General features: G+C 55.6%; 17 protein-coding genes. 14 read left to right on the top strand and 3 right to left on the bottom strand.

Going from position 1 to position 18,251, the window contains the following annotated elements; genetic code table 11:
- Positions 1-97 precede the first annotated feature (97 nt).
- The 9 genes from ACFFSY_RS14980 (at position 98) to yajC (ending at position 10,390) form a co-directional block, all read left to right on the top strand.
- A complete protein-coding gene (locus ACFFSY_RS14980; RefSeq protein ID WP_377495312.1) occupies positions 98-2,500 on the top strand; it encodes a LysM peptidoglycan-binding domain-containing protein in 2,403 nt (800 codons plus the stop codon).
- 134 nt (positions 2,501-2,634) lie between these two features.
- Positions 2,635-3,315, top strand: a complete 681-nt coding sequence (locus ACFFSY_RS14975; RefSeq protein WP_377495574.1) for a BofC C-terminal domain-containing protein — start codon at positions 2,635-2,637, stop codon at positions 3,313-3,315.
- Positions 3,316-3,459: 144 nt separating this feature from the next.
- Positions 3,460-3,963: a crossover junction endodeoxyribonuclease RuvC gene (gene ruvC / locus ACFFSY_RS14970; protein WP_377495310.1), complete on the top strand. Its 504-nt coding sequence runs from the start codon at positions 3,460-3,462 to the stop codon at positions 3,961-3,963.
- A complete protein-coding gene (ruvA, locus tag ACFFSY_RS14965; protein WP_377495308.1) occupies positions 3,960-4,592 on the top strand; it encodes a Holliday junction branch migration protein RuvA in 633 nt (210 codons plus the stop codon). Before ruvC ends, ruvA begins: the two co-directional genes overlap by 4 nt.
- A gap of 20 nt (positions 4,593-4,612) precedes the next feature.
- A complete protein-coding gene (ruvB, locus tag ACFFSY_RS14960; protein ID WP_377495306.1) occupies positions 4,613-5,635 on the top strand; it encodes a Holliday junction branch migration DNA helicase RuvB in 1,023 nt (340 codons plus the stop codon).
- Between the two features lie 78 nt (positions 5,636-5,713).
- Positions 5,714-7,861, top strand: coding sequence for a SpoIID/LytB domain-containing protein (locus ACFFSY_RS14955; protein ID WP_377495304.1), 2,148 nt, complete (start codon positions 5,714-5,716; stop codon positions 7,859-7,861).
- A gap of 8 nt (positions 7,862-7,869) precedes the next feature.
- Entirely contained in the window at positions 7,870-8,913 is a 1,044-nt protein-coding gene (gene queA / locus ACFFSY_RS14950) for a tRNA preQ1(34) S-adenosylmethionine ribosyltransferase-isomerase QueA (protein WP_377495302.1), read from the top strand.
- 4 nt (positions 8,914-8,917) lie between these two features.
- Entirely contained in the window at positions 8,918-10,066 is a 1,149-nt protein-coding gene (tgt, locus tag ACFFSY_RS14945) for a tRNA guanosine(34) transglycosylase Tgt (RefSeq protein WP_377495300.1), read from the top strand.
- A gap of 15 nt (positions 10,067-10,081) precedes the next feature.
- A complete protein-coding gene (yajC, locus tag ACFFSY_RS14940) occupies positions 10,082-10,390 on the top strand; it encodes a preprotein translocase subunit YajC (RefSeq protein ID WP_377495298.1) in 309 nt (102 codons plus the stop codon).
- Positions 10,391-10,517: 127 nt separating this feature from the next.
- Here yajC and ACFFSY_RS14935 read toward each other — a convergent pair whose 3' ends face one another.
- Both ACFFSY_RS14935 and ACFFSY_RS14930 read right to left on the bottom strand, forming a co-directional pair.
- Entirely contained in the window at positions 10,518-11,378 is an 861-nt protein-coding gene (locus ACFFSY_RS14935) for a phosphatase PAP2 family protein (RefSeq protein WP_377495296.1), read from the bottom strand.
- A gap of 113 nt (positions 11,379-11,491) precedes the next feature.
- A complete protein-coding gene (locus ACFFSY_RS14930; RefSeq protein WP_377495294.1) occupies positions 11,492-11,872 on the bottom strand; it encodes a TIGR04086 family membrane protein in 381 nt (126 codons plus the stop codon).
- A gap of 258 nt (positions 11,873-12,130) precedes the next feature.
- Between ACFFSY_RS14930 and ACFFSY_RS14925 the strand changes: the two genes are divergently transcribed.
- The gene (locus tag ACFFSY_RS14925; RefSeq protein ID WP_446686135.1) at positions 12,131-12,832 is read left to right on the top strand and encodes a DUF421 domain-containing protein; all 702 of its coding nucleotides are present in this window, start codon (positions 12,131-12,133) and stop codon (positions 12,830-12,832) included.
- Between the two features lie 19 nt (positions 12,833-12,851).
- Here the strand turns inward: ACFFSY_RS14925 and spoVB are convergent, their stop codons facing one another.
- Positions 12,852-14,480 (bottom strand): stage V sporulation protein B, encoded by a 1,629-nt coding sequence (spoVB, locus tag ACFFSY_RS14920; protein ID WP_377495290.1) that lies wholly within the window; start codon positions 14,478-14,480, stop codon positions 12,852-12,854.
- Positions 14,481-14,648: 168 nt separating this feature from the next.
- On the opposite strand from spoVB, the gene ACFFSY_RS14915 reads away from it, so the two are divergent.
- From ACFFSY_RS14915 to ACFFSY_RS14900, 4 genes are all read left to right on the top strand, one after another.
- A complete protein-coding gene (locus ACFFSY_RS14915) occupies positions 14,649-14,888 on the top strand; it encodes a post-transcriptional regulator (RefSeq protein ID WP_377495288.1) in 240 nt (79 codons plus the stop codon).
- Positions 14,889-15,054: 166 nt separating this feature from the next.
- Positions 15,055-16,320, top strand: a complete 1,266-nt coding sequence (gene secD, locus ACFFSY_RS14910; protein ID WP_377495286.1) for a protein translocase subunit SecD — start codon at positions 15,055-15,057, stop codon at positions 16,318-16,320.
- On the top strand, positions 16,310-17,239 hold the full coding sequence (secF, locus tag ACFFSY_RS14905; protein ID WP_377495284.1) for a protein translocase subunit SecF: 930 nt from the start codon (positions 16,310-16,312) through the stop codon (positions 17,237-17,239). Before secD ends, secF begins: the two co-directional genes overlap by 11 nt.
- Positions 17,240-17,333: 94 nt before the next feature.
- The gene (locus ACFFSY_RS14900; protein WP_377495282.1) at positions 17,334-18,239 is read left to right on the top strand and encodes a cation diffusion facilitator family transporter; all 906 of its coding nucleotides are present in this window, start codon (positions 17,334-17,336) and stop codon (positions 18,237-18,239) included.
- The last annotated feature ends 12 nt before the right edge of the window (positions 18,240-18,251 follow it).

The following is an 18,251-nucleotide window of genomic DNA, read 5'->3' as shown; positions in this document are numbered from 1 at the left end:
GGAGACACTCGCCTATCTGCTGCATAGGATGTAGGGATAAACAACGGGCGCTAGCCTGTTGCGAACGTATGAGAATGCGTCAGGAGGTAAGCGTCAAGTGAAAATCCATATTGTAAAAAAGGGCGACTCCCTGTACTTAATCGCAAAAAAGTACAACGTCTCGTTGGATGAAGTCGTAAAGCTGAATCCAGGCATTGCGAATCCCGACGTTCTGGAGGTTGGGACCAAAGTGAAAGTCCCGACATGGAAGCCGGTGCAAGTCGACGTCATGCATCAGCACGTCGTCAAGCAGGGCGATACGTTGTGGAAGCTGTCGAAATCGTGGGGCATCCCGCTCAGCGACATGATCAAGGCGAATCCGCATCTGAAAAATCCGAACGTGCTGCTGACCGGCGAAGTCGTCAACGTGCCGAAGCCGGGCTCGCCGATCGTCGTGCCGGAGGCGGTTGAGCATTCGCATGCAGGAAGCGGGCATCATCCGCTGCATCCGTTGTCGGTCGTGCAGGGCGTGACGGATTTAGTCGGGAAAGTAGGCAAACTGCCGGCTGAAGTGCTGCCGTCGATTCCGTTCCTGGGCAAAAAATCGACGGCGCCGATAGAAGGCAAAGCCAATACGGCTCCAATTGAAGGCAAAACCAGTACGGCTCCGATCCCGACACCGGTGCCGGAACCCGTTCCGGAGGAACCTCCTGTGGAGGAAGTGCCTGTAGAGGAAGCACCAGTCGAGGAGGCACCTGTCGTTGAACAGCCACCAGTTGTTGAACAGCCTCCAGTTGTTGAGCAGCCGCCTGTCGTTGTCGTGGAGCAGCCGGCCGCCAAACCGGGTTATGCGATCCAAATTGAATACGAGAAGAGTACGGATCTGTTCGCACAGTACGGAATTCCGGCAACGGAAGTCATGTCGCTCTATGAAATGCCGTCTCTGCCCGAATCTCATCATAAGCATGATCATCACGAGAGTTATGGCGTGATTCAGCCTACGCAAGGGGGCTACGGTTACGGCGAAAAGCCCGAGATGCAGAGCCCAGCTGAAGAAGCGGATTGCCCGCCAGAACACACGTTGGGAGCTTCGGAGCTTCCATGGGGAGCACCGGTGCCGATCACGCCGCCGCATCCATATGGCGGAAGCCCAGCCGATCATGGCGGACCGGGATATGGCTATGGCAGCTCACCGGCAGGAATCGGACCATTCGGATACGATCAGAGCGAGGTCTTGCCGCTTGCTGCTCCGCAAGGTGGCTATGGACACGGCCACGAAGGGCTGCAGGCGTACCCGGCCCAGCAAGGCCCGCAAGGCGGGTATGGCTACGGCTACGAGGCACCACAGACGCTTCCAGCTCAGCAAGGCCCGCAGGGCGGTTATGGCTATGGCTACGAAGCGCAGCAGACGCTGCCAGTAGACCAAGGTCCGAAAGGTGGCTATGGCTACGGCTACGAAACGCCACAGACGGCGCCGACGTACCAAGGCCTGCAAGGCGGTTATGGCTACGGCTACGAAGCGCAGCAGACGCTGCCGGTAGACCAAGGTCCGAAAGGTGGCTATGGCTACGGCTACGAATCGCCACAGACGGCGCCGACGTACCAAGGCCTGCAAGGCGGTTATGGCTACGGCTACGAAGCGCCGCAGACGCTGCCGGTAGACCAAGGTCCGAAAGGTGGCTATGGCTACGGCTACGAAACGCCACAGACGGCGCCGACGTACCAAGGCCTGCAAGGCGGTTATGGCTACGGCTACGAAGCGCCGCAGACGCTGCCGGAATACCAAGGTTCGAAAGGCGAATATGGCTACGGGTACGAAACGCCCAAGACGCTGCCGGAATACCAAGGTTCGAAAGGCGAATATGGCTACGGGTACGAAACGCCCAAGACGCTGCCGGAATACCAAGGTTCGAAAGGCGAATATGGCTACGGGTACGAAGCGACCAAGACGCTGCCGGAATACCAAGGTTCGAAAGGCGAATATGGCTACGGGTACGAAGCGCCCAAGACGCTGCCAGTGTACCAAAGTCCGAAAGATGATTATGGTTATGGCTACGGAGCGCCGAAGTCATTGCCAGCGTACCAAGGTCCGCAAGGCGGCTATGGTTACGGCTACGAAGCTCCGCAGACGCTGCCGGTGTACCAAGGTCCGCAAGGCGGCTATGGTTATGGACCGGGAAGTGGCCCTAATGATTACGGCTATGGGCCAGAGACGGCTGGCATAGCGAATTATTCGGGCGGACATTGGGGGATTCCGACTTACGGTTATTCCGGCTACGGTCTGACCTCTCCGCTGCAGCAGTTCGAACCAGCCGATAAATCCGGCGATTGCGGATGCGGCGACGGCAGGGAGAACAAGACGGTTCTTGAAGATGAGCCGGATTTGAAAATCGAACTGCCGCATGCTGCCAAAAAAACGGCTATCCCGCGCAAGTCAGCCAAAAAAGTTCGGACTGCCCGCACGCCACGCTCGCCGCAGCCGAGACGAAGCGGCCCTAGCCTTCCATGGATTAATCGTTGATATGAGAAAGAGCCTGCCCGCCAAACGCGAGCGGGCTCTTTAGATTGTGCGTTGAATACGCGTGCAAGCATGCATATTCCCCCATATGCGGAGAAACACTAGCAAAAAAGGTAAAAAGGGGTGCTTTCCGGGTGATGGAATTTAGCCTCTGGAAGCAGTTGAAGAAGCGGCTTCGCCGCAGAGGAAGGCCGTCTTGGCAGCTTGGTAGTATCGTTGCTTTGATCATTTGGGCTGTCTGCTCGCACAATGTACAGGTTAATGCCGCGCAACTTCCGGATTCGGAGACTTGGCTGGATCAACAGTCGAACAATCACGGGGCGGTCGGGGCTCCGCTGCAAAGCCGAAGCGCTATCGAGACGCTGGCCAACCAAGCTGGCGATTTAGCTGTAGAGCTTCGTCGAATTTATTTGTGCGGGAACGAAAGGCAGACGCTTGGCACGATGGGCTCGCAGCAAATATTGGGGTTGCTGCGGGAACATCCGCAGTGGACGGCACTGCTGGGGGCGGACGGCCAAGTCGTAATGGAAGAGAGGATTGACGATTTGTCAGACGCGTGCAAGAAGACGGCTACGTTCAGCATGGACAAATCCGGCCGTTTATCGTTGTTCGACGGACCTCCGAAGAAGGAGAAAGTACTTCGCACCTTTTTCCAATTAGACGTCAATTTCATGGAAAGCAGCCTGCCGCGCGAACAGCTGGATCAATTAACGGCCGGTATCCGCGTCACGGATAAAGACGAGTACAACAGCGTGTTATCCACGTTCAGCGATTATGCGGCAGACCGCAGCGAGAAAGTGATGAAGCGAACCTACTGAAACGAATACAGGGAGGAGGCGATGAAGCCCCTCCCTTTTCGATTGGCGCCATGTCGAAAGCGTGTTCTCATGAAGGCGAACATTTGCTATAATGGGGGGAGCCATTTGGGCAAAAGGATTTTGCATGCGTGAGGAGAGAGCAGGTTGCGCGTATTAGGCATTGACCCGGGAATCGCGATTGTCGGGTTCGGATTCATCGATAAAATCGGCAGCAAACTCGTTCCGGTCCAGTATGGCTGCATTCAGACAGAAGCCCACACGCCCCAGGAAACGAGACTTCTTCAGGTGTACGAATCGGCGTGCGCCTTAATGGACAAGTACAAACCGGACACCGTCGCGGTCGAGAAGCTGTTCTTTAACAAGAACGTGACGACCGCTTTTTCCGTCGGGCAGGCAAGAGGCGTGATCATCTTGGCCGCCGCCCAGCGCGGACTTCCGGTAACGGAGTATACGCCGCTGCAGGTGAAGCAGGCCGTCGTCGGATACGGCAAAGCGGAGAAGCGGCAAGTGCAAGAAATGGTGCGGATGTTTCTGAAGCTGTCGCAAATTCCGAAGCCCGATGACGTGGCGGATGCGCTGGCAGTGGCGATTTGCCATGCCCATTCGTCCGTTCTATCGCAAAAAATCAACGAGGTGACCAGGCCATGATAGACTACGTGAAAGGCCGGGTCGTCCATTGGGACGTCGAATATATCGTCGTGGACGTGCGCGATATCGGCTATCAGATTTACACGCCTAACCCGTATGCATTCGCCAAGACAAGCGAGCCGGTAATCGTCTACACGCACCACCACGTGCGGGAAGATGCAGCGCTGCTGTTCGGTTTCGAGACGCGAGAGGAGCAGAATATGTTCCGCAAGCTGCTCGAAGTGTCCGGGATCGGGCCGCGCGTCGCGCTGGGAATATTGGCTGGCGGCAAGCCCGAGGCGGTAGCGGCGGCAATCCGCCAGGAGAACATTTCGTTCTTGACGAAGCTGCCAGGCATCGGGAAGAAGACGGCGCAGCGCATGATTTTGGACTTGAAGGACAAGCTGGAAGCGCTCACTGGCGGTTTCGGATTAACGGCGGATGGCCTTGCGTTCGATAATCCTTCTATACCGCCTGAATTGATTGAGGGCGGCGTCGCCTGGCGCGAAGCGAAGGAAGGACTGACGGCGCTCGGGTATACATCGGCGGAGCTGGACCGTGCATGGCATGCGATGAAAGAGTCGGTTCAGGCGGACGAGAGCGTCGATGCGTTAATGAAACGCGCCTTGCAGCAATTGTTTAAAGGTTGAGTGGGAAAGGGGATTTGCGAATGGACGACCGGATTATCTCCGCCAACCTGATGATGGAAGACCAAGCGGTGGAGCTTAGCTTGCGTCCCCGTTATTTGGCCGAATATATCGGTCAGACACAAGTGAAAGAAAATTTGAAAGTGTTTATCGAGGCGGCCAAGCTGCGCAAGGAAGCGCTCGATCACGTACTGCTATATGGGCCTCCGGGGCTGGGCAAAACGACGCTTTCCAATATTATCGCCAACGAGCTTGGCGTTAATCTCAGGACGACGAGCGGACCGGCCATCGAGCGTCCCGGCGATCTGGCCGCGCTGCTGACGAATTTGCAAGAAGGCGACGTGCTGTTCATCGACGAGATTCACAGACTGCACCGGACGGTGGAGGAAGTGCTGTATCCGGCGATGGAGGATTTCGCGCTCGACATTATGATCGGTAAAGGTCCTAGCGCGAGGTCGGTGCGCCTTGAGCTTCCGCCTTTCACGTTAATCGGAGCGACAACGCGGGCGGGTCTCTTGTCCGCGCCGCTGCGCGACCGATTCGGCGTCGTAAGCCGGCTGGAGTTCTATACGGTGGATGAGCTGGCTTTTATCGTCTCCCGCGCTTCCGAAATACTCGGCGTTGATATCGTGGGGGAAGCGGCCAGAGAGATTGCCATGCGCTCGAGGGGAACGCCGCGGATCGCGAACCGTTTGCTTAAGCGCGTGCGCGACTTCGCGCAAGTACGGGGAGACGGCATCGTTACGCACGAGCTGGCCCGCTATGCATTAGAGTTGATACAGGTCGATCCGCTTGGCTTGGATCAAATCGACCACAAAATGCTCCGAGCTATGATCATGAGCTACCGGGGCGGCCCGGTCGGACTGGATACGCTTGCCGCGACGATTGGGGAAGAGAGTCAAACAATCGAAGACGTTTACGAGCCGTATTTGATGCAGATCGGCTTCTTGCAGCGCACGCCACGCGGGAGAATCGTCACCCCGCAAGCCTACGTTCATTTGGGGCTTCCGATCCCCGAACAGTTCGGCGGAGAAGGCAGCAAGTAGCAATTAACGTTCATGGAAGCAGTGATCGCGCAATACGAGCCGCGCGGTTGTTGCTGAGAATATGGAGAGGAGCAGCTCATGGAGAACGAAACAAGGAGCGAACGGCGGTTGCCCATCATCGGCGCCTTGCCGCCGCTGTCGTGGCGGCGCATAGCGGTTTCGATTTCGGCCGCGCTGCTGCTGGTATCGGTTTGGACGGCGGGGCCTTCGTACGGGGCCGTGCCGAAGCTGGATACGATCCGGGTTGCGATTTTCATCGATCTGCCCAAGTATAAGCTGAACACGGCAACGGGAACGTTCACGGCAACGGGGGGGCTTGAAGTCGGCATACGCCAGCCTTCAGGTGTACAGCCGCTGTTTAAGGCGGGAGCGGGCGAGACGATGCGCTTTACGCTGGACGATTATAAGGTTCGGATAGTCGAGACCGCCGATTTCACGAAGGCGCTTGCTGCGGCCAAGCGTGTCAAGGCAGCCGGAGGTGCCGCGTTTATTACGTCGGCTTCCAAAGGGGGGGTCGTCTATCAAGTGCAGGAGGGCAGTTACCCGAACGCGGCTGCGGCCAAGACGGCAGCGGATAAGTGGGCTGGGGACGGCACGTTAGCGACGATGATCGGCCAAGCAACCGCGTCCGTCACAGGGCCGATGCGTCTCGAGGCGGGCGTGTATGCTTCGCGTGAGGAAGCAAAGGCCGCAGCTGCTAAGTTCGGCGCTGCAGGCTTGGATGCATATGTCGCCATGAAGCAGTCCGGTTCGGAGGCGGCTGTTTATACCGTGCTTGTCGGATCGGCTGCGGATAACGCGGCGCTTGCGACCGTGAAGGCAGCGGCGGCGACACTTCCGGAGGGAGCGGCGTTGAAAGCGACCGATGCTTCGTCAGCCTATCTCCTTATGCAAGAGGATTATGCCGTCACCGGAACGTCGAACGCGCCACAAGCGTTGTACGCGGTACCTGCTACCGGTACGAAAGTATGGCTGAGTACCGCATCGGACAGCGGCATCAAGTTCGCCGAACGATACGGCCGCAGCTATCGCGGCCAGTTCGAAATTAGCGGTTTGAACAGCAAATTGACGATCATCAATGAACTTCCGTTCGAACAGTATCTGCACTCGGTCGTCGGCGCCGAGATGCCGTCATCCTGGCATGCCGAAGCGTTGAAGGCGCAGGCGGTGGCGGCCAGAACATACGCCTTGTATCAAGGTTTCGGATTTCAAGTCGCACACGTTGTCGACACGGTATTGAGCCAAGCATACGGCGGGATCAGCGCGGAGAAACCGGCGACGATCAAAGCCGTCGATGCGACGAAAGGCGAAGTAGCCATGTATAACGGCAAAGTGATCGAAACTGTGTTTTCTTCTAGCGCCGGCGGCGCAACGGCCGAGGCGCAAGAGATTTGGGGAAGCGCCGTTCCTTATCTTAAGACGGTCGTAAGCCCCGATGAGGTGTCGGAGAAGGGGTTGTATAAGTGGTATCGCGTCGTGCTTCCGAGCGGTGTCAACGGATACATCCGCGAAGACTTGCTTACCGCGACGGAAGAGAAGACGGCGGCCGGGTCTGCGATTATGAGCGTGAGAAGCAACGGTGTCAAGGTGAGGCCGATCCCGCTCGTTCAGGATACGGTAACGCCGGTCGCGCAGGTGAATAACGGGACGCGCGTCGTCGTGCTCGAGAAGGTAACCCAGTCGAACGAAATGTCGTGGGTACGCGGACCCTTTACGTCTTCGGAGCTGCTTGCAACGATTAAAGGCAAAGTGAAGACGGCCGTCCAAGGTCCGATCCGCACGCTTGAGATCAGCAAGTCGGGACCATCCGGTAGACCGACGGAGATTAATGCCAACGGATTGCCGCTTACGGTTGGGAATCCGGACACATTCCGCTCGGCGTTCGGCGGCCTGCCCAGCACGAATTTTCGCATTGATGAGACGTCGCGCATGACGATCGCGGGTGCAGGCAGCACGACGGAGCGCACGTCGGGCAGCACCGGGTTCATTGTGCAAGGCGCGGAAGGGAAAGCTGAGGAGGCCGGCGGCAGCCAGCTTTACATTCTGAACGGCAAAGGCGACATCCGGGCGGCGACCAAAGAACCATCCTTCCGCTTCGTCGGCACCGGATATGGACATGGCGTAGGGCTGTCGCAATACGGCGCCCGTGGATTGGCAGAAGCCGGGTATGACTATCAATATATTTTGAAATACTACTATAAAGACGTAACGATCGGTAAGGAATGAGCTAACGGATGAATGTACAGGATTTTGATTTTGAATTGCCAGAGCGTCTGATCGCTCAGACGCCGCTGGCGGATCGCACCGCTTCGCGTTTGCTGATGCTGGACAAGACAACGGGGGCAACCCGGCATGGCCGGTTTACGGATTTGGCCGAGCAGCTGCGTCCAGGCGATACGCTCGTCCTCAACGATACGAGAGTGCTGCCGGCTAGGCTGCTCGGCGCCAAAGCCGATACAGGCGCGAAAGCGGAACTGCTGCTGCTGAAGCAGACGACCGGAGACAGATGGGAGACGCTCGCCAAGCCGGCCAAGCGGCTTAAGATCGGAACGGAGCTCGTGTTCGGTGATGACGGTAGCGGTAAGCCGCTGCTGAGGGCCGTCGTGACGGGCGAAGGCGAGATGGGCGCGCGCGAGGTTGAGTTTCGGTATGAAGGTATCTTTCAAGAGATTCTCGATCAGCTTGGGGAGATGCCGCTCCCGCCTTATATCAAGGAGCGATTGTCCGACCGTGAACGGTATCAGACCGTATTCTCCAAGCACGCCGGTTCAGCGGCGGCGCCGACTGCGGGTCTTCACTTCACGAAAGAGTTTTTGGAACAACTTACCAGCAACGGTATCGATATCGCTTACGTAACACTACATGTCGGACTAGGCACCTTCCGTCCGATGTCGGTGGAGCGAATCGAAGAGCATGAGATGCACAGCGAATATTACGAGCTGAGCGAACAGACGGCTGAACTGCTAAAGGCGACGAAAGCGCGCGGCGGACGAGTCATCGCCGTCGGTACGACATCCGCAAGGACACTCGAGACGGTTGCCGGACGGTTCCATGAAGGTCCGGTTGCATGCAGCGGATGGACGGATATTTTTATTTATCCAGGCTACCAATTCAAACTAGTCGACGCGCTGCTGACGAACTTTCACTTGCCGAAGTCGACGCTCGTCATGCTTGTCAGCGCTTTGGCAGGCAAAGAAGCGGTCATGAATGCTTATAAGGAAGCGATCGAACGGGAATACCGGTTCTTCAGCTTCGGAGACGCAATGTTTATCTACTAACGGAATGGAAGAGTGCACAGTGGCGATAAAATACGAATTGATTAAAGTTTGCAAGCAATCGGGAGCAAGGCTCGGACGCGTACATACGCCGCACGGCGTCATCGATACCCCAACGTTTATGCCGGTCGGTACTCAGGCGACGGTTAAGACGATGAGTCCGGAAGAATTAAAGCAGATGGACGCGCATATTATTTTGAGCAACACGTACCATTTGTTCCTACGTCCCGGTCATGAGATTGTCCGGCAAGCCGGCGGTCTTCATAAGTTCATGAACTGGGATCGGCCCATCCTGACCGACAGCGGCGGCTTCCAAGTGTTCAGCTTGAGCAACATGCGCAAAATTAAGGAAGAAGGGGTCGAGTTCCGCTCTCATCTGAATGGCGACAAGCTGTTCATTTCGCCAGAGAAAGCGATGGAGATCCAGAACGCCCTTGGTCCGGACATCATGATGGCCTTTGACGAATGCGCGCCTTATCCAGCGGACCACAAATACGTGAAGCAGTCGCTGGAGCGGACGACGCGCTGGGCGGAACGCTGCCTCAAATCCCATGCCAGACCGCATGATCAAGCGCTGTTCGCAATCGTGCAGGGCGGCATGTACGAGGATCTGCGCAAGCAGAGCGCGGCCGATTTGACTTCCATGGATTTCCCGGGGTATGCTATTGGAGGACTAAGCGTAGGTGAGCCTAAAGACCTGATGTTCAACATGCTGGACGTTACCGTCCCGCTGCTTCCTTCCAACAAACCACGCTATCTGATGGGCGTCGGATCGCCGGATGCCTTGATCGAAGGATCGATCCGCGGCGTCGATATGTTCGATTGTGTATTGCCGACCCGTATTGCGCGCAATGGTACAACCATGACAAGCTCCGGCCGACTGGTCATCAAGAACGCGAAATTTACGGAAGACTTCGGCCCGTTGGATCCGGAATGCTCGTGTTACACATGTCAGAACTATTCGAGAGCGTATATCCGCCATCTCATTAAAGCTGATGAGACGTTTGGCCTCCGTCTGACAACGTATCACAATTTGCACTTCTTGCTTCAGCTCATGCGAGACGTACGCCAAGCAATTATGGACGACCGGCTGCTCGATTTCCGGGATGCCTTCTTTGCCAAGTACGGCCTGTTTGACAATGATAAAGGATTTTAAAGGAGGATTTTTGCAATGGGAGCTCTTGGTTCTATTTTACCTTTCGTGCTAATGTTTGCGGTCTTTTATTTCTTGCTTATTCGCCCGCAGCAGCGCAAACAGAAGCAGCGTACAACGATGCTGTCCCAGTTGAAGAAAGGCGATAAGATCGTGACGATCGGTGGCATGCACGGTACGATTCACGAGATTACGGACGACACCGTCGTACTTCGCGTGAACGACGCGACGAAGATCACGTTTGATCGCAGCGCGATCAACAACGTATCGAGCGCAAGCTCGACGCAAACGGTAGAGAAGAAGGAAGCCGAAGAAGTGAAGGCGTAATCGGCTATGACAAGAACCCCGGCGCGGAAGCGCCGGGGTTTTTAGCATGCGATAAAGCCCGGCATACTGCCGAACCAAAAAAGCCAACCCCGGGAATCGGAAGCTGGCTTATGGACATGAAACCGAATTAATTGGCTTCTTCTCTTGTTAGGGTTCTGGCTGCAGCGATGTGGCCGATGCGGCGCGTGCGCAGACGTACAGTCATTTGGCTTAACCGCAAGCCCATTGTGGAGGCGAACAGGCCAAGCAGCATTCCCCCGCACATATCGATCAACCAATGAATGCCGAGATAGAAGATCGCGAAGATGACGCAAGCTGCGATAATGCCACAGAACCACGCCCAACGCTTAATTCCGGACCGGAAAGCCAATACGGCCAGCGTGACGGAAATCGACGTATGCAGACTCGGGAAGCAGTTGTTCAATCCGGACAATGCGCGATATTCGTTCTCGAACGTCGGGAACACGTCCAGCATTAAGAAACGGACGCTCGAATCGTGATACCACACCTCATTGACGGGGAGAAACAGGTAGAACGGTATCGCGACCAAATAGTTGATCATGATCGCGTAGCAGGTCGCATAAAACATCCGTTTGGTAGTGTCTTTGAACGTATAGACGCCGATCGACGTGATGAGCAGCGACTGGAAGACGACGACGTAAATGAAAGCAAGAACGGTCGTCAAGATCGGATTCTCGAAAGTATGCTGAAGGTTGCTTACGAAGCTGCCTTCAATGGATTGGAAGAAACCTGCGTAATCGGCGGTATTCTGAAAATATTTCTGTTCTACCGTCAATTCGATTTTATTGAGGAACAAAATGCCGAGCAGCGCGACGAAATGCAGCAGATAGGAGCGGGAGGTCGCCAGCTCGCGAAGGAAATGTCCGCCAATGCGGAACGGATTGGCTTTCCCGGCATACCAGAGCAGCACAATGACGGTCAAAGTCGTGTAGATCGTGACCGTTGTCATATTTTGAAACAAAACCATCGTATTGATATCCCCCTAAATGTTTACCGAAATTGCAAGGAAGCAACTCGATCTAGTATAGCACAAATGACCAGGGGGATTACAATCTAAGGGAGAGGGAATGGCATTTCCTATTATTTACTCGTATTGACTCCGAACATGCCGCCGAGCGCGCCGCTCCCAAGCGCAATCCCCATCATCGTGAGCGTGCTGGGCGTAAGACCAGCGTTCGTGGCCAGGAAACCGACGAGCAGCACGAGAACGCCGTAAGCAAAACCAAGCGCCCCTCCATTATACCAGCCCCGTTTACCGGAACGCCTGCCGGAGACAAATCCGCCGCACAGCGCGGCAATGCCGTGCACGATTAAGCTGTATAGGCCAAGCTGATTCTCTTCCATGTTCCCGAAGCGCAGCAGCAGCGATAGCGCGAGCGCGCCCAGCGCAAGCCAGACTGCGGCATACACGATGCCGGAGAGCATAGGCGATGGAATCCGAACTTTCGCAACATGTTTCATTCGTCGACTCCTCCTTGTCATTAGACCTAGAACCAAATGCGGTTAGTACACCATATGGCCAAGCTGCCGCGATTAGTACAACGCGTCCCGATGTTCCCATAAATTCGAAAAGGTGCATTCGTATTAGCTCATTTGCCTCCGGTGACAATAGCTGTACGCAGCGGATAGAAGGAGGTCAGCTTCGCCTGCCGCCGCACGGTAATACGAAGGAGGCGCTGAAGTTTGGACATTTGGGACAACGCAATCCGAACTTTTGGAATGTACTTTGTCGTGTTTATCGTTATACGACTGATGGGCAAGCGGGAGATCGGAAAATTGTCCGTGTTCGACATGGTCATCTCCATCATGGTTGCGGAGATTGCGGTTATCGTTATCGAAGATACGGACCGCCCGTTCATCGATGGGATCACGCCGATGGCGGTGCTTGTCGTCGTCCAGGTGTTTCTGGCTTTCATTACACTGAAAAGCCGTAAGCTTCGATTGTGGTTCGACGGGAAGCCGACGGTCCTCATCGAGCGCGGCAAATTGAACCGGGACGCCATGCGTAAGCAGCGGTACAACCTGGACGATCTGCTGCTTCAATTGAGGGAGAACAAGCTGCCTACCGTCGCAGACGTGGAATTTGCCGTGCTGGAGACGACGGGCAAGCTATCTATTTTCCCGAAAGAGAAAAAGAAAGGCAGCGGGCCGCAAGAAGCGGAACCCGCGCAGGGCGCAATCGCCCAGACGCCGCTTGCGAAGCCGTTTCCGAAAAATTTCCGCTTCGAGTCGCTGCCGGTTCCGCTCATAATGGACGGCAAAATCGTAGAGGACAACATTCAGATGATCGGAAAGGACCGCTTCTGGCTCAATACGCAGCTGAAACAGCGCGGGGTGCAAGATGCGAAGCAGGTGTTTCTTTGTACAATCGATCACAAAGGGAAGTTGTTCATCGATCCGATGCGGCGTCCGCGCACATAATCGAGACGAGAGTCGTGCGTCAGGGCGTGCGCGGACGAATCCATTTGCCCACGATGGGGATCCGGGCGACATCGTCTTTGTTCACAATGCCCATCTTGATCATCAATCCGATGTAGAGCAGCATCCCCAAGAACGAAGCGAGCAGTAAATTGTGCCAGGAAGCCGGAAGCAGGTGCCGATTCATCACCCATAGCGAGGCTGCGCCCATGATGATCATGGCAGCGCCGACTTTCACGAAGTCCAGCAGCTGCATTTTAAAACCTACCGCGCGGATGACGCTGAACCAGTGCAGCAACGTCACGAGAGCGATATTGACGTTAATGGCGATGAGAGCGCCGTAAATACCGAACTCGGGCTGGGAAGCAAGCTCTGTGATCAGGACCAGCTTGACGATCGCGCCGATTAACGTATTCATGAGGGCAGTGCCTGGTTTGTCCAGTGCTTGAAGGGCGGCTTGGAGCGGCGCCTGCAAATAAATGAATAGGCCAATCGGTGCCATCCATTTCAGCATCGGCGCGATGTCCGCGTGATCGTATAACAGCAGACAGATGGGCTCGGCGAACAACCCCATTACTACGATGAACGGCGCCCCGGTGACCAGCGACAACCGCATCGATTGGTGCAGCCGCTTGTGAATCGTTACCCGGTCGCCCTTCGCGGCCGCTTCCGACAAATTGGGGACAAGCGAGACGGCTAAAGAATATGTGAGCGCGGTGGGAAGCAATAGAATCGGGATGATCATGCCTTGCAGCGCGCCGTAGAGCGCCGTCGCTTCCGCGGCAAGCAAGCCGGCGGCAGCTAGAGCCCGGGCCGTCAAGATGGATTCGAACAAATAGGAGAAAGACCCAATTAATTTACTCGCCGTTACGGGGACGGACAGTCCGATTAGACGTCGCAGTATCGGTTGACGCTTGAGCAATCTGCGCGTCGAAAGCGTGGACTTCGCATCCGTTAACGGCTGCTTGTCTCCGTTTGTAACGGCTTCGCTTGCCGATTGTACGGCGCCGACATCCTTGGTGCGGTTGGCTTTGTAATTCCACAGCAGGACCGCCAGCGCGGCAATCTCGCCTGCGACGACGCCCAGCATGGCGCCTGCTGCGCCCCACTCGATGCCGTAGGGCAGCAGCCAACTGGCGAACAGCAGCGACCCGATGATCCGAATGATCGTCTCAACTGTTTGGGACAAAGCCGTCGGAATCATGTTTTGCATGCCTTGAAAGTAACCTCGGTATACAGATCCGATGCCAATGATCAGGAGGAGCGGAGTCGTGACCTGCAAGGTGCGATAAACGCGGGAATCGGTCATCAGGTTGGTCGAGATCCAAGGGATGAGCAGCGCGAATACGAGCGTCAAGCCAAGCGCGAGCAGAACGGAGAGCCCCATTGCCGCCCGGAAAATTTGCTTGACGCGGCGAACGTCCCCCTTGGACTCCGCCTCCGCGATCCATTTGGCGACGGCGAGCGGGATACCCCCCGTAATGATCGTCAATAGCACGATCAGGAAAGGGTACACGAGTTGGTAGAGCCCCACGCCTTCAGCGCCGATAATCCGGGGCAGGGCAATGCGCGGCACAAAGCCGAGTATGCGGTTCAACACGCCGGCCGCCAGCAAGATCAGTGCGCCTTTGATAAAAGTTTGCTTCGTCACATCGATTCCCTCGCTTTGCGAACATGTCCATGTGTTCTAAGCTATGCAGGGGATGTCCAATTCCATGTCTTCGAAATTGCGATGCGGGCTTTTCGCGAAAAAGGCAGGAATATGTTGGATGGCTGACGAAATGAACAGTCAAGAGTCAAAAGGCAGGGGGGCAAATAGATGACCGAAGAAGAGTGGGCGCGTTCCATTGAATCGCTATGCGAGAGCAAGGCGGCGGAGTTTCGGATGATCGGATATGAATATGTGACGGGGAAAGAGATTTGGGAGTGTGTCAGTGAGAAATACGCGAAGACGGGGGAGCCCGCGATGCATCAGGTCGTGAACGATATTTTATCGCTTAAGGTGACGAAATTCATGAACTTCCTGACGATCAGCGCGTACAAGGGGACCCATTTTTAACAGATGGGGCTCTTTTTTTGACTCGATTTTCCTGCAGGGCTATAATAAGTGGTGAAATGGCGGCGACCGGCGCGTGGTTCGAATACGCGCGTCTGCTCGCAATCGCGGATAGAATCGTGCGGCAATGCCGGACGATTCACTACATAAGAGGGGGAACACAGGTATTATGAACCGTCTGCTGGCATTAGTGCTCACCGTCGTGCTTACGCTCGGCGTAGTGGCAGCGACAAGCCCATGGCTCGTCAAACAGGTTAACCTCGGCCTCGATCTGAAGGGCGGCTTCGAGATTTTGTACGAAGCGCAACCGCTCAACGAAGGCGGGAAAGTCACGCAGGACTCCCTGCGCGAGACGGCCAAAAGTCTCGAACGCCGTGCGAACAAGACTGGCGTTGCGGAACCGGAAATTACGCCGGAAGGCGCAAATCGCATCCGGGTCAGAATCGCGGGCGTCACCGACGAGGCGCACGTGCGCGAAATTTTGAAAACGCCATCTACCTTGACGTTTCGAAGCATGGTGGGCTGTACGGAAGGGACGAGCTATTGCAAAACCGAATTGACGGGCACGGATTTCGTGGAAGGCGGCGCGGGCTATCGGATGACGACGCTCGGCGGCTACGAAATTACGATCAAACTGAAGAGCTCTTCCAAATTCGGCGACGTGACGAAAGCAATCGCCGCGCTGCCTTCGGGCAAGAACCAGCTGGCGATCTATATGGACGAAGAACAAATCTCCGCTCCGGCGGTCTCGCAAGAGATTAACAGCAGTGAAGCCGTCATCACAGGCAACTTCACGCGCGAGGAAGCGAAGGACTTGGCAGACAAAATCAACCTGGGCGCGCTACCGCTTAAACTGACGGAGAAATATACGCAGAGCGTCGGCGCTTCGCTGGGTAAGCTATCTCTGCAGCAAACGCTGTTCGCCGGCGGGCTTGGTACCGTGCTGATCCTGATCTTCATGATCGTGTTCTACCGTATTCCGGGTCTTGTCGCCAGCTTCACTATTATCTCGTTCATCTGGCTGCTCCTGCTGGGCTTCAAGCTCATTAACGCGACGCTGACTTTGCCGGGCATCGCCGCGTTTATTCTAGGGATCGGAATGGCGGTTGACGCGAATATCATTATGGCGGAACGGATCAAGGAAGAAATTCGCAGCGGTAAGAGCATTCTATCCGCTCACCGCGCCGGCTCGAAGCGTTCGTTCTTGACGATCATCGACGCGCACGTTACGACCATTATCGCGGCGCTCGTCATGTTCTTCATCGGGACGGGCGCGGTCAAAGGGTTCGCGGTCGTGCTGCTTCTCACAGAAGTCGTCAGTATTATTACGAACGTCTTCTTCTCGCGTTTCATTCTTTCTCTCCTGATTCGCAGCAACATCATTAAGAAAACGACTTTACTTGGCGTGAAGGAGAGTGAAATCCGTGCGCTTTAATTATTTTGGCGAGAACAACCGCTCATTTAGTTTCGTCGATAAGAGTAAATATTTCTTTATCTTCTCTATCGCGATCACGATCTTCGGGATAATCGTGCTGGCGGCGTTGGGGTTAAATTACGGCGTCGATTTCAGCGCGGGTTCGAATGTCGACGTCGTCGTCAAAACCGATCTGAGCGCGAAGAAAGACGAGATTGTGTCGTACATCAAAGACAGCGGCTTGCACGATCCGCACTTGACCATTAGCGCGACGCGGGTGACGATGCGCTTCGATGAGATTTTGACGGATGCGCAGGAGAAGGCGCTCCGTGCTGGATTTACCGAGAAATTCGATAAGTCCGCTTCGTTCGAGGTCAATACCGTCGACGTTGAGATGGCCCGCGAGTTGGAGTATAATGCGTTGAAAGCGGTGCTGATCGCCAGCATTGGGATCATCATATACGTCAGCATCCGGTTTGAATGGCGCTTCGCGATCGCGGCGGTCGTCGCGCTTCTGCATGACGCGTTCATCGTCATCAGTTTGTTCTCGATTTTCCGGCTGCAGGTCAACCTGCCGTTCATCGTGGCGATCTTGACGATCATCGGGTACTCGATCAACGACACCGTCGTCATTTTCGACCGGATCCGGGAGAATATGCGATTCTCGAAGATCAAATCGCACGCCGATTTGGCCAAAGTCGTCAACGACAGCGTGTGGCAAACACTTACCCGTTCGATCAATACGGTCATGACTGTAGTCGTCGCTGCGCTGTGCTTGTTTATTTTCGGCAGCGAATCGATTAAAATGTTCTCGTTGGCCATTTTGTTCGGCTTGGTATGCGGCGCTTATTCGTCAATCTTCATCGCGAGCCCGTTCTGGCTGCTGCTGAAGAAAAGAGAGAAGCCAAAGACTGCTGCCAAAACGCCAGCCACTTCATAATCGCCTGACAAAGGCTGCGGTCGGCTTGACGCGACGGATTTTCACACGTATGACCCCTTGCTGAACCGGGGGATTCAGGGGGAGATTAGGTTTCATGACACCGAATGAACGATATGCGAAAGCTGAGTCTGCCGCGTGGCTGAATTTGCTCGGCAATGCCGGGATTGCGATCGTGAAGGCAGGCGTCGGGTTGATGGGCAGCAAGGCGCTGCTCGCCGATGCCTGCCGCAGCGCTTCGGACGCGGCGGCGGCTTTCGTCACGCTGACGGCGCTGCGCCGCAGCCGGCAAGGCACGGCTGATCCTGGGCTCAAGTCGGCGAAAGGCCGAATTGAAGCCTTTACGGGCGTCATCGTATCGATTATGCTAATGATTGTAGGACTTGAAGTCGGTATTTCGGCGATCAAATCGATTGCTGACGGCGTTGACGAGGGGCCGGGCTGGCCAGCTGTCGTTACGGTTATTGCGGCCTTCTTGCTGAAGGAGTTATTCTTTTCCGGCAAGGAACGGCGGATGGATTTATACGCTTCGCTCGCTGCTTTCGTCGGCACTGGCGCCGCTGCTTTAGGAGAACCGCTGAAGCTTCCGGTTCTGTATTATTTCGATCCGGCATCATCGCTGCTCATTGTCGTACTCGTGTTTGCCAGCAGTTATCGTATTGCCACCGCCTCGGTGTTAAGAAGCAGCTATTGTGAAGAACAACCTGCCGACATCCATGAATTCAAAGCCGCCGTGCAGCGGATTGAAGGCGTCGTGACGGTCGAGGAGCTTCGGGCCAGAGAGCATGGCCACTATGTCGTCGTCGATCTCGTGATTAGCGTCAACCCGAGAATTACGGTGCTGGAAGGCAACGAGGTAGCCAAACGGGTCAAATATTTCTTGATGAAACGGTTCGGTCATGTCACCGACGTGAATGTCCATGTCGAGCCTTACGATCCGGGATACCCTTACAAATCAAACCACGATCCGAATCAGGAACATATGCCGACGCTGCTGCAATAGCAGCGGCGGTTT

The organism is Paenibacillus aurantiacus, from assembly GCF_042431225.1.
GTDB lineage: Bacteria > Bacillota > Bacilli > Paenibacillales > Paenibacillaceae > Paenibacillus_Z > Paenibacillus_Z aurantiacus.
Note: the sequence above shows the minus strand (reverse complement) of the source record. Positions and strands in the feature narration are given on the sequence as shown.

Excerpts from the sequence above, each read along its gene's own strand:
- queA (WP_377495302.1), top strand. The coding sequence starts at position 7,870 with ATGAATGTACAGGATTTTGATTTTGAATTGCCAGAGCGTCTGATCGCT.
- yajC (WP_377495298.1), top strand. The coding sequence starts at position 10,082 with ATGGGAGCTCTTGGTTCTATTTTACCTTTCGTGCTAATGTTTGCGGTC.
- ACFFSY_RS14975 (WP_377495574.1), top strand. The coding sequence starts at position 2,635 with ATGGAATTTAGCCTCTGGAAGCAGTTGAAGAAGCGGCTTCGCCGCAGA.
- secD (WP_377495286.1), top strand. The coding sequence starts at position 15,055 with ATGAACCGTCTGCTGGCATTAGTGCTCACCGTCGTGCTTACGCTCGGC.
- ACFFSY_RS14915 (WP_377495288.1), top strand. The coding sequence starts at position 14,649 with ATGACCGAAGAAGAGTGGGCGCGTTCCATTGAATCGCTATGCGAGAGC.
- tgt (WP_377495300.1), top strand. The coding sequence starts at position 8,918 with ATGGAAGAGTGCACAGTGGCGATAAAATACGAATTGATTAAAGTTTGC.
- ACFFSY_RS14925 (WP_446686135.1), top strand. The coding sequence starts at position 12,131 with ATGTACTTTGTCGTGTTTATCGTTATACGACTGATGGGCAAGCGGGAG.
- ACFFSY_RS14930 (WP_377495294.1), bottom strand. The coding sequence starts at position 11,872 with ATGAAACATGTTGCGAAAGTTCGGATTCCATCGCCTATGCTCTCCGGC.
- ACFFSY_RS14955 (WP_377495304.1), top strand. The coding sequence starts at position 5,714 with ATGGAGAACGAAACAAGGAGCGAACGGCGGTTGCCCATCATCGGCGCC.
- ruvA (WP_377495308.1), top strand. The coding sequence starts at position 3,960 with ATGATAGACTACGTGAAAGGCCGGGTCGTCCATTGGGACGTCGAATAT.
- ACFFSY_RS14900 (WP_377495282.1), top strand. The coding sequence starts at position 17,334 with ATGACACCGAATGAACGATATGCGAAAGCTGAGTCTGCCGCGTGGCTG.
- ruvB (WP_377495306.1), top strand. The coding sequence starts at position 4,613 with ATGGACGACCGGATTATCTCCGCCAACCTGATGATGGAAGACCAAGCG.
- ACFFSY_RS14935 (WP_377495296.1), bottom strand. The coding sequence starts at position 11,378 with ATGGTTTTGTTTCAAAATATGACAACGGTCACGATCTACACGACTTTG.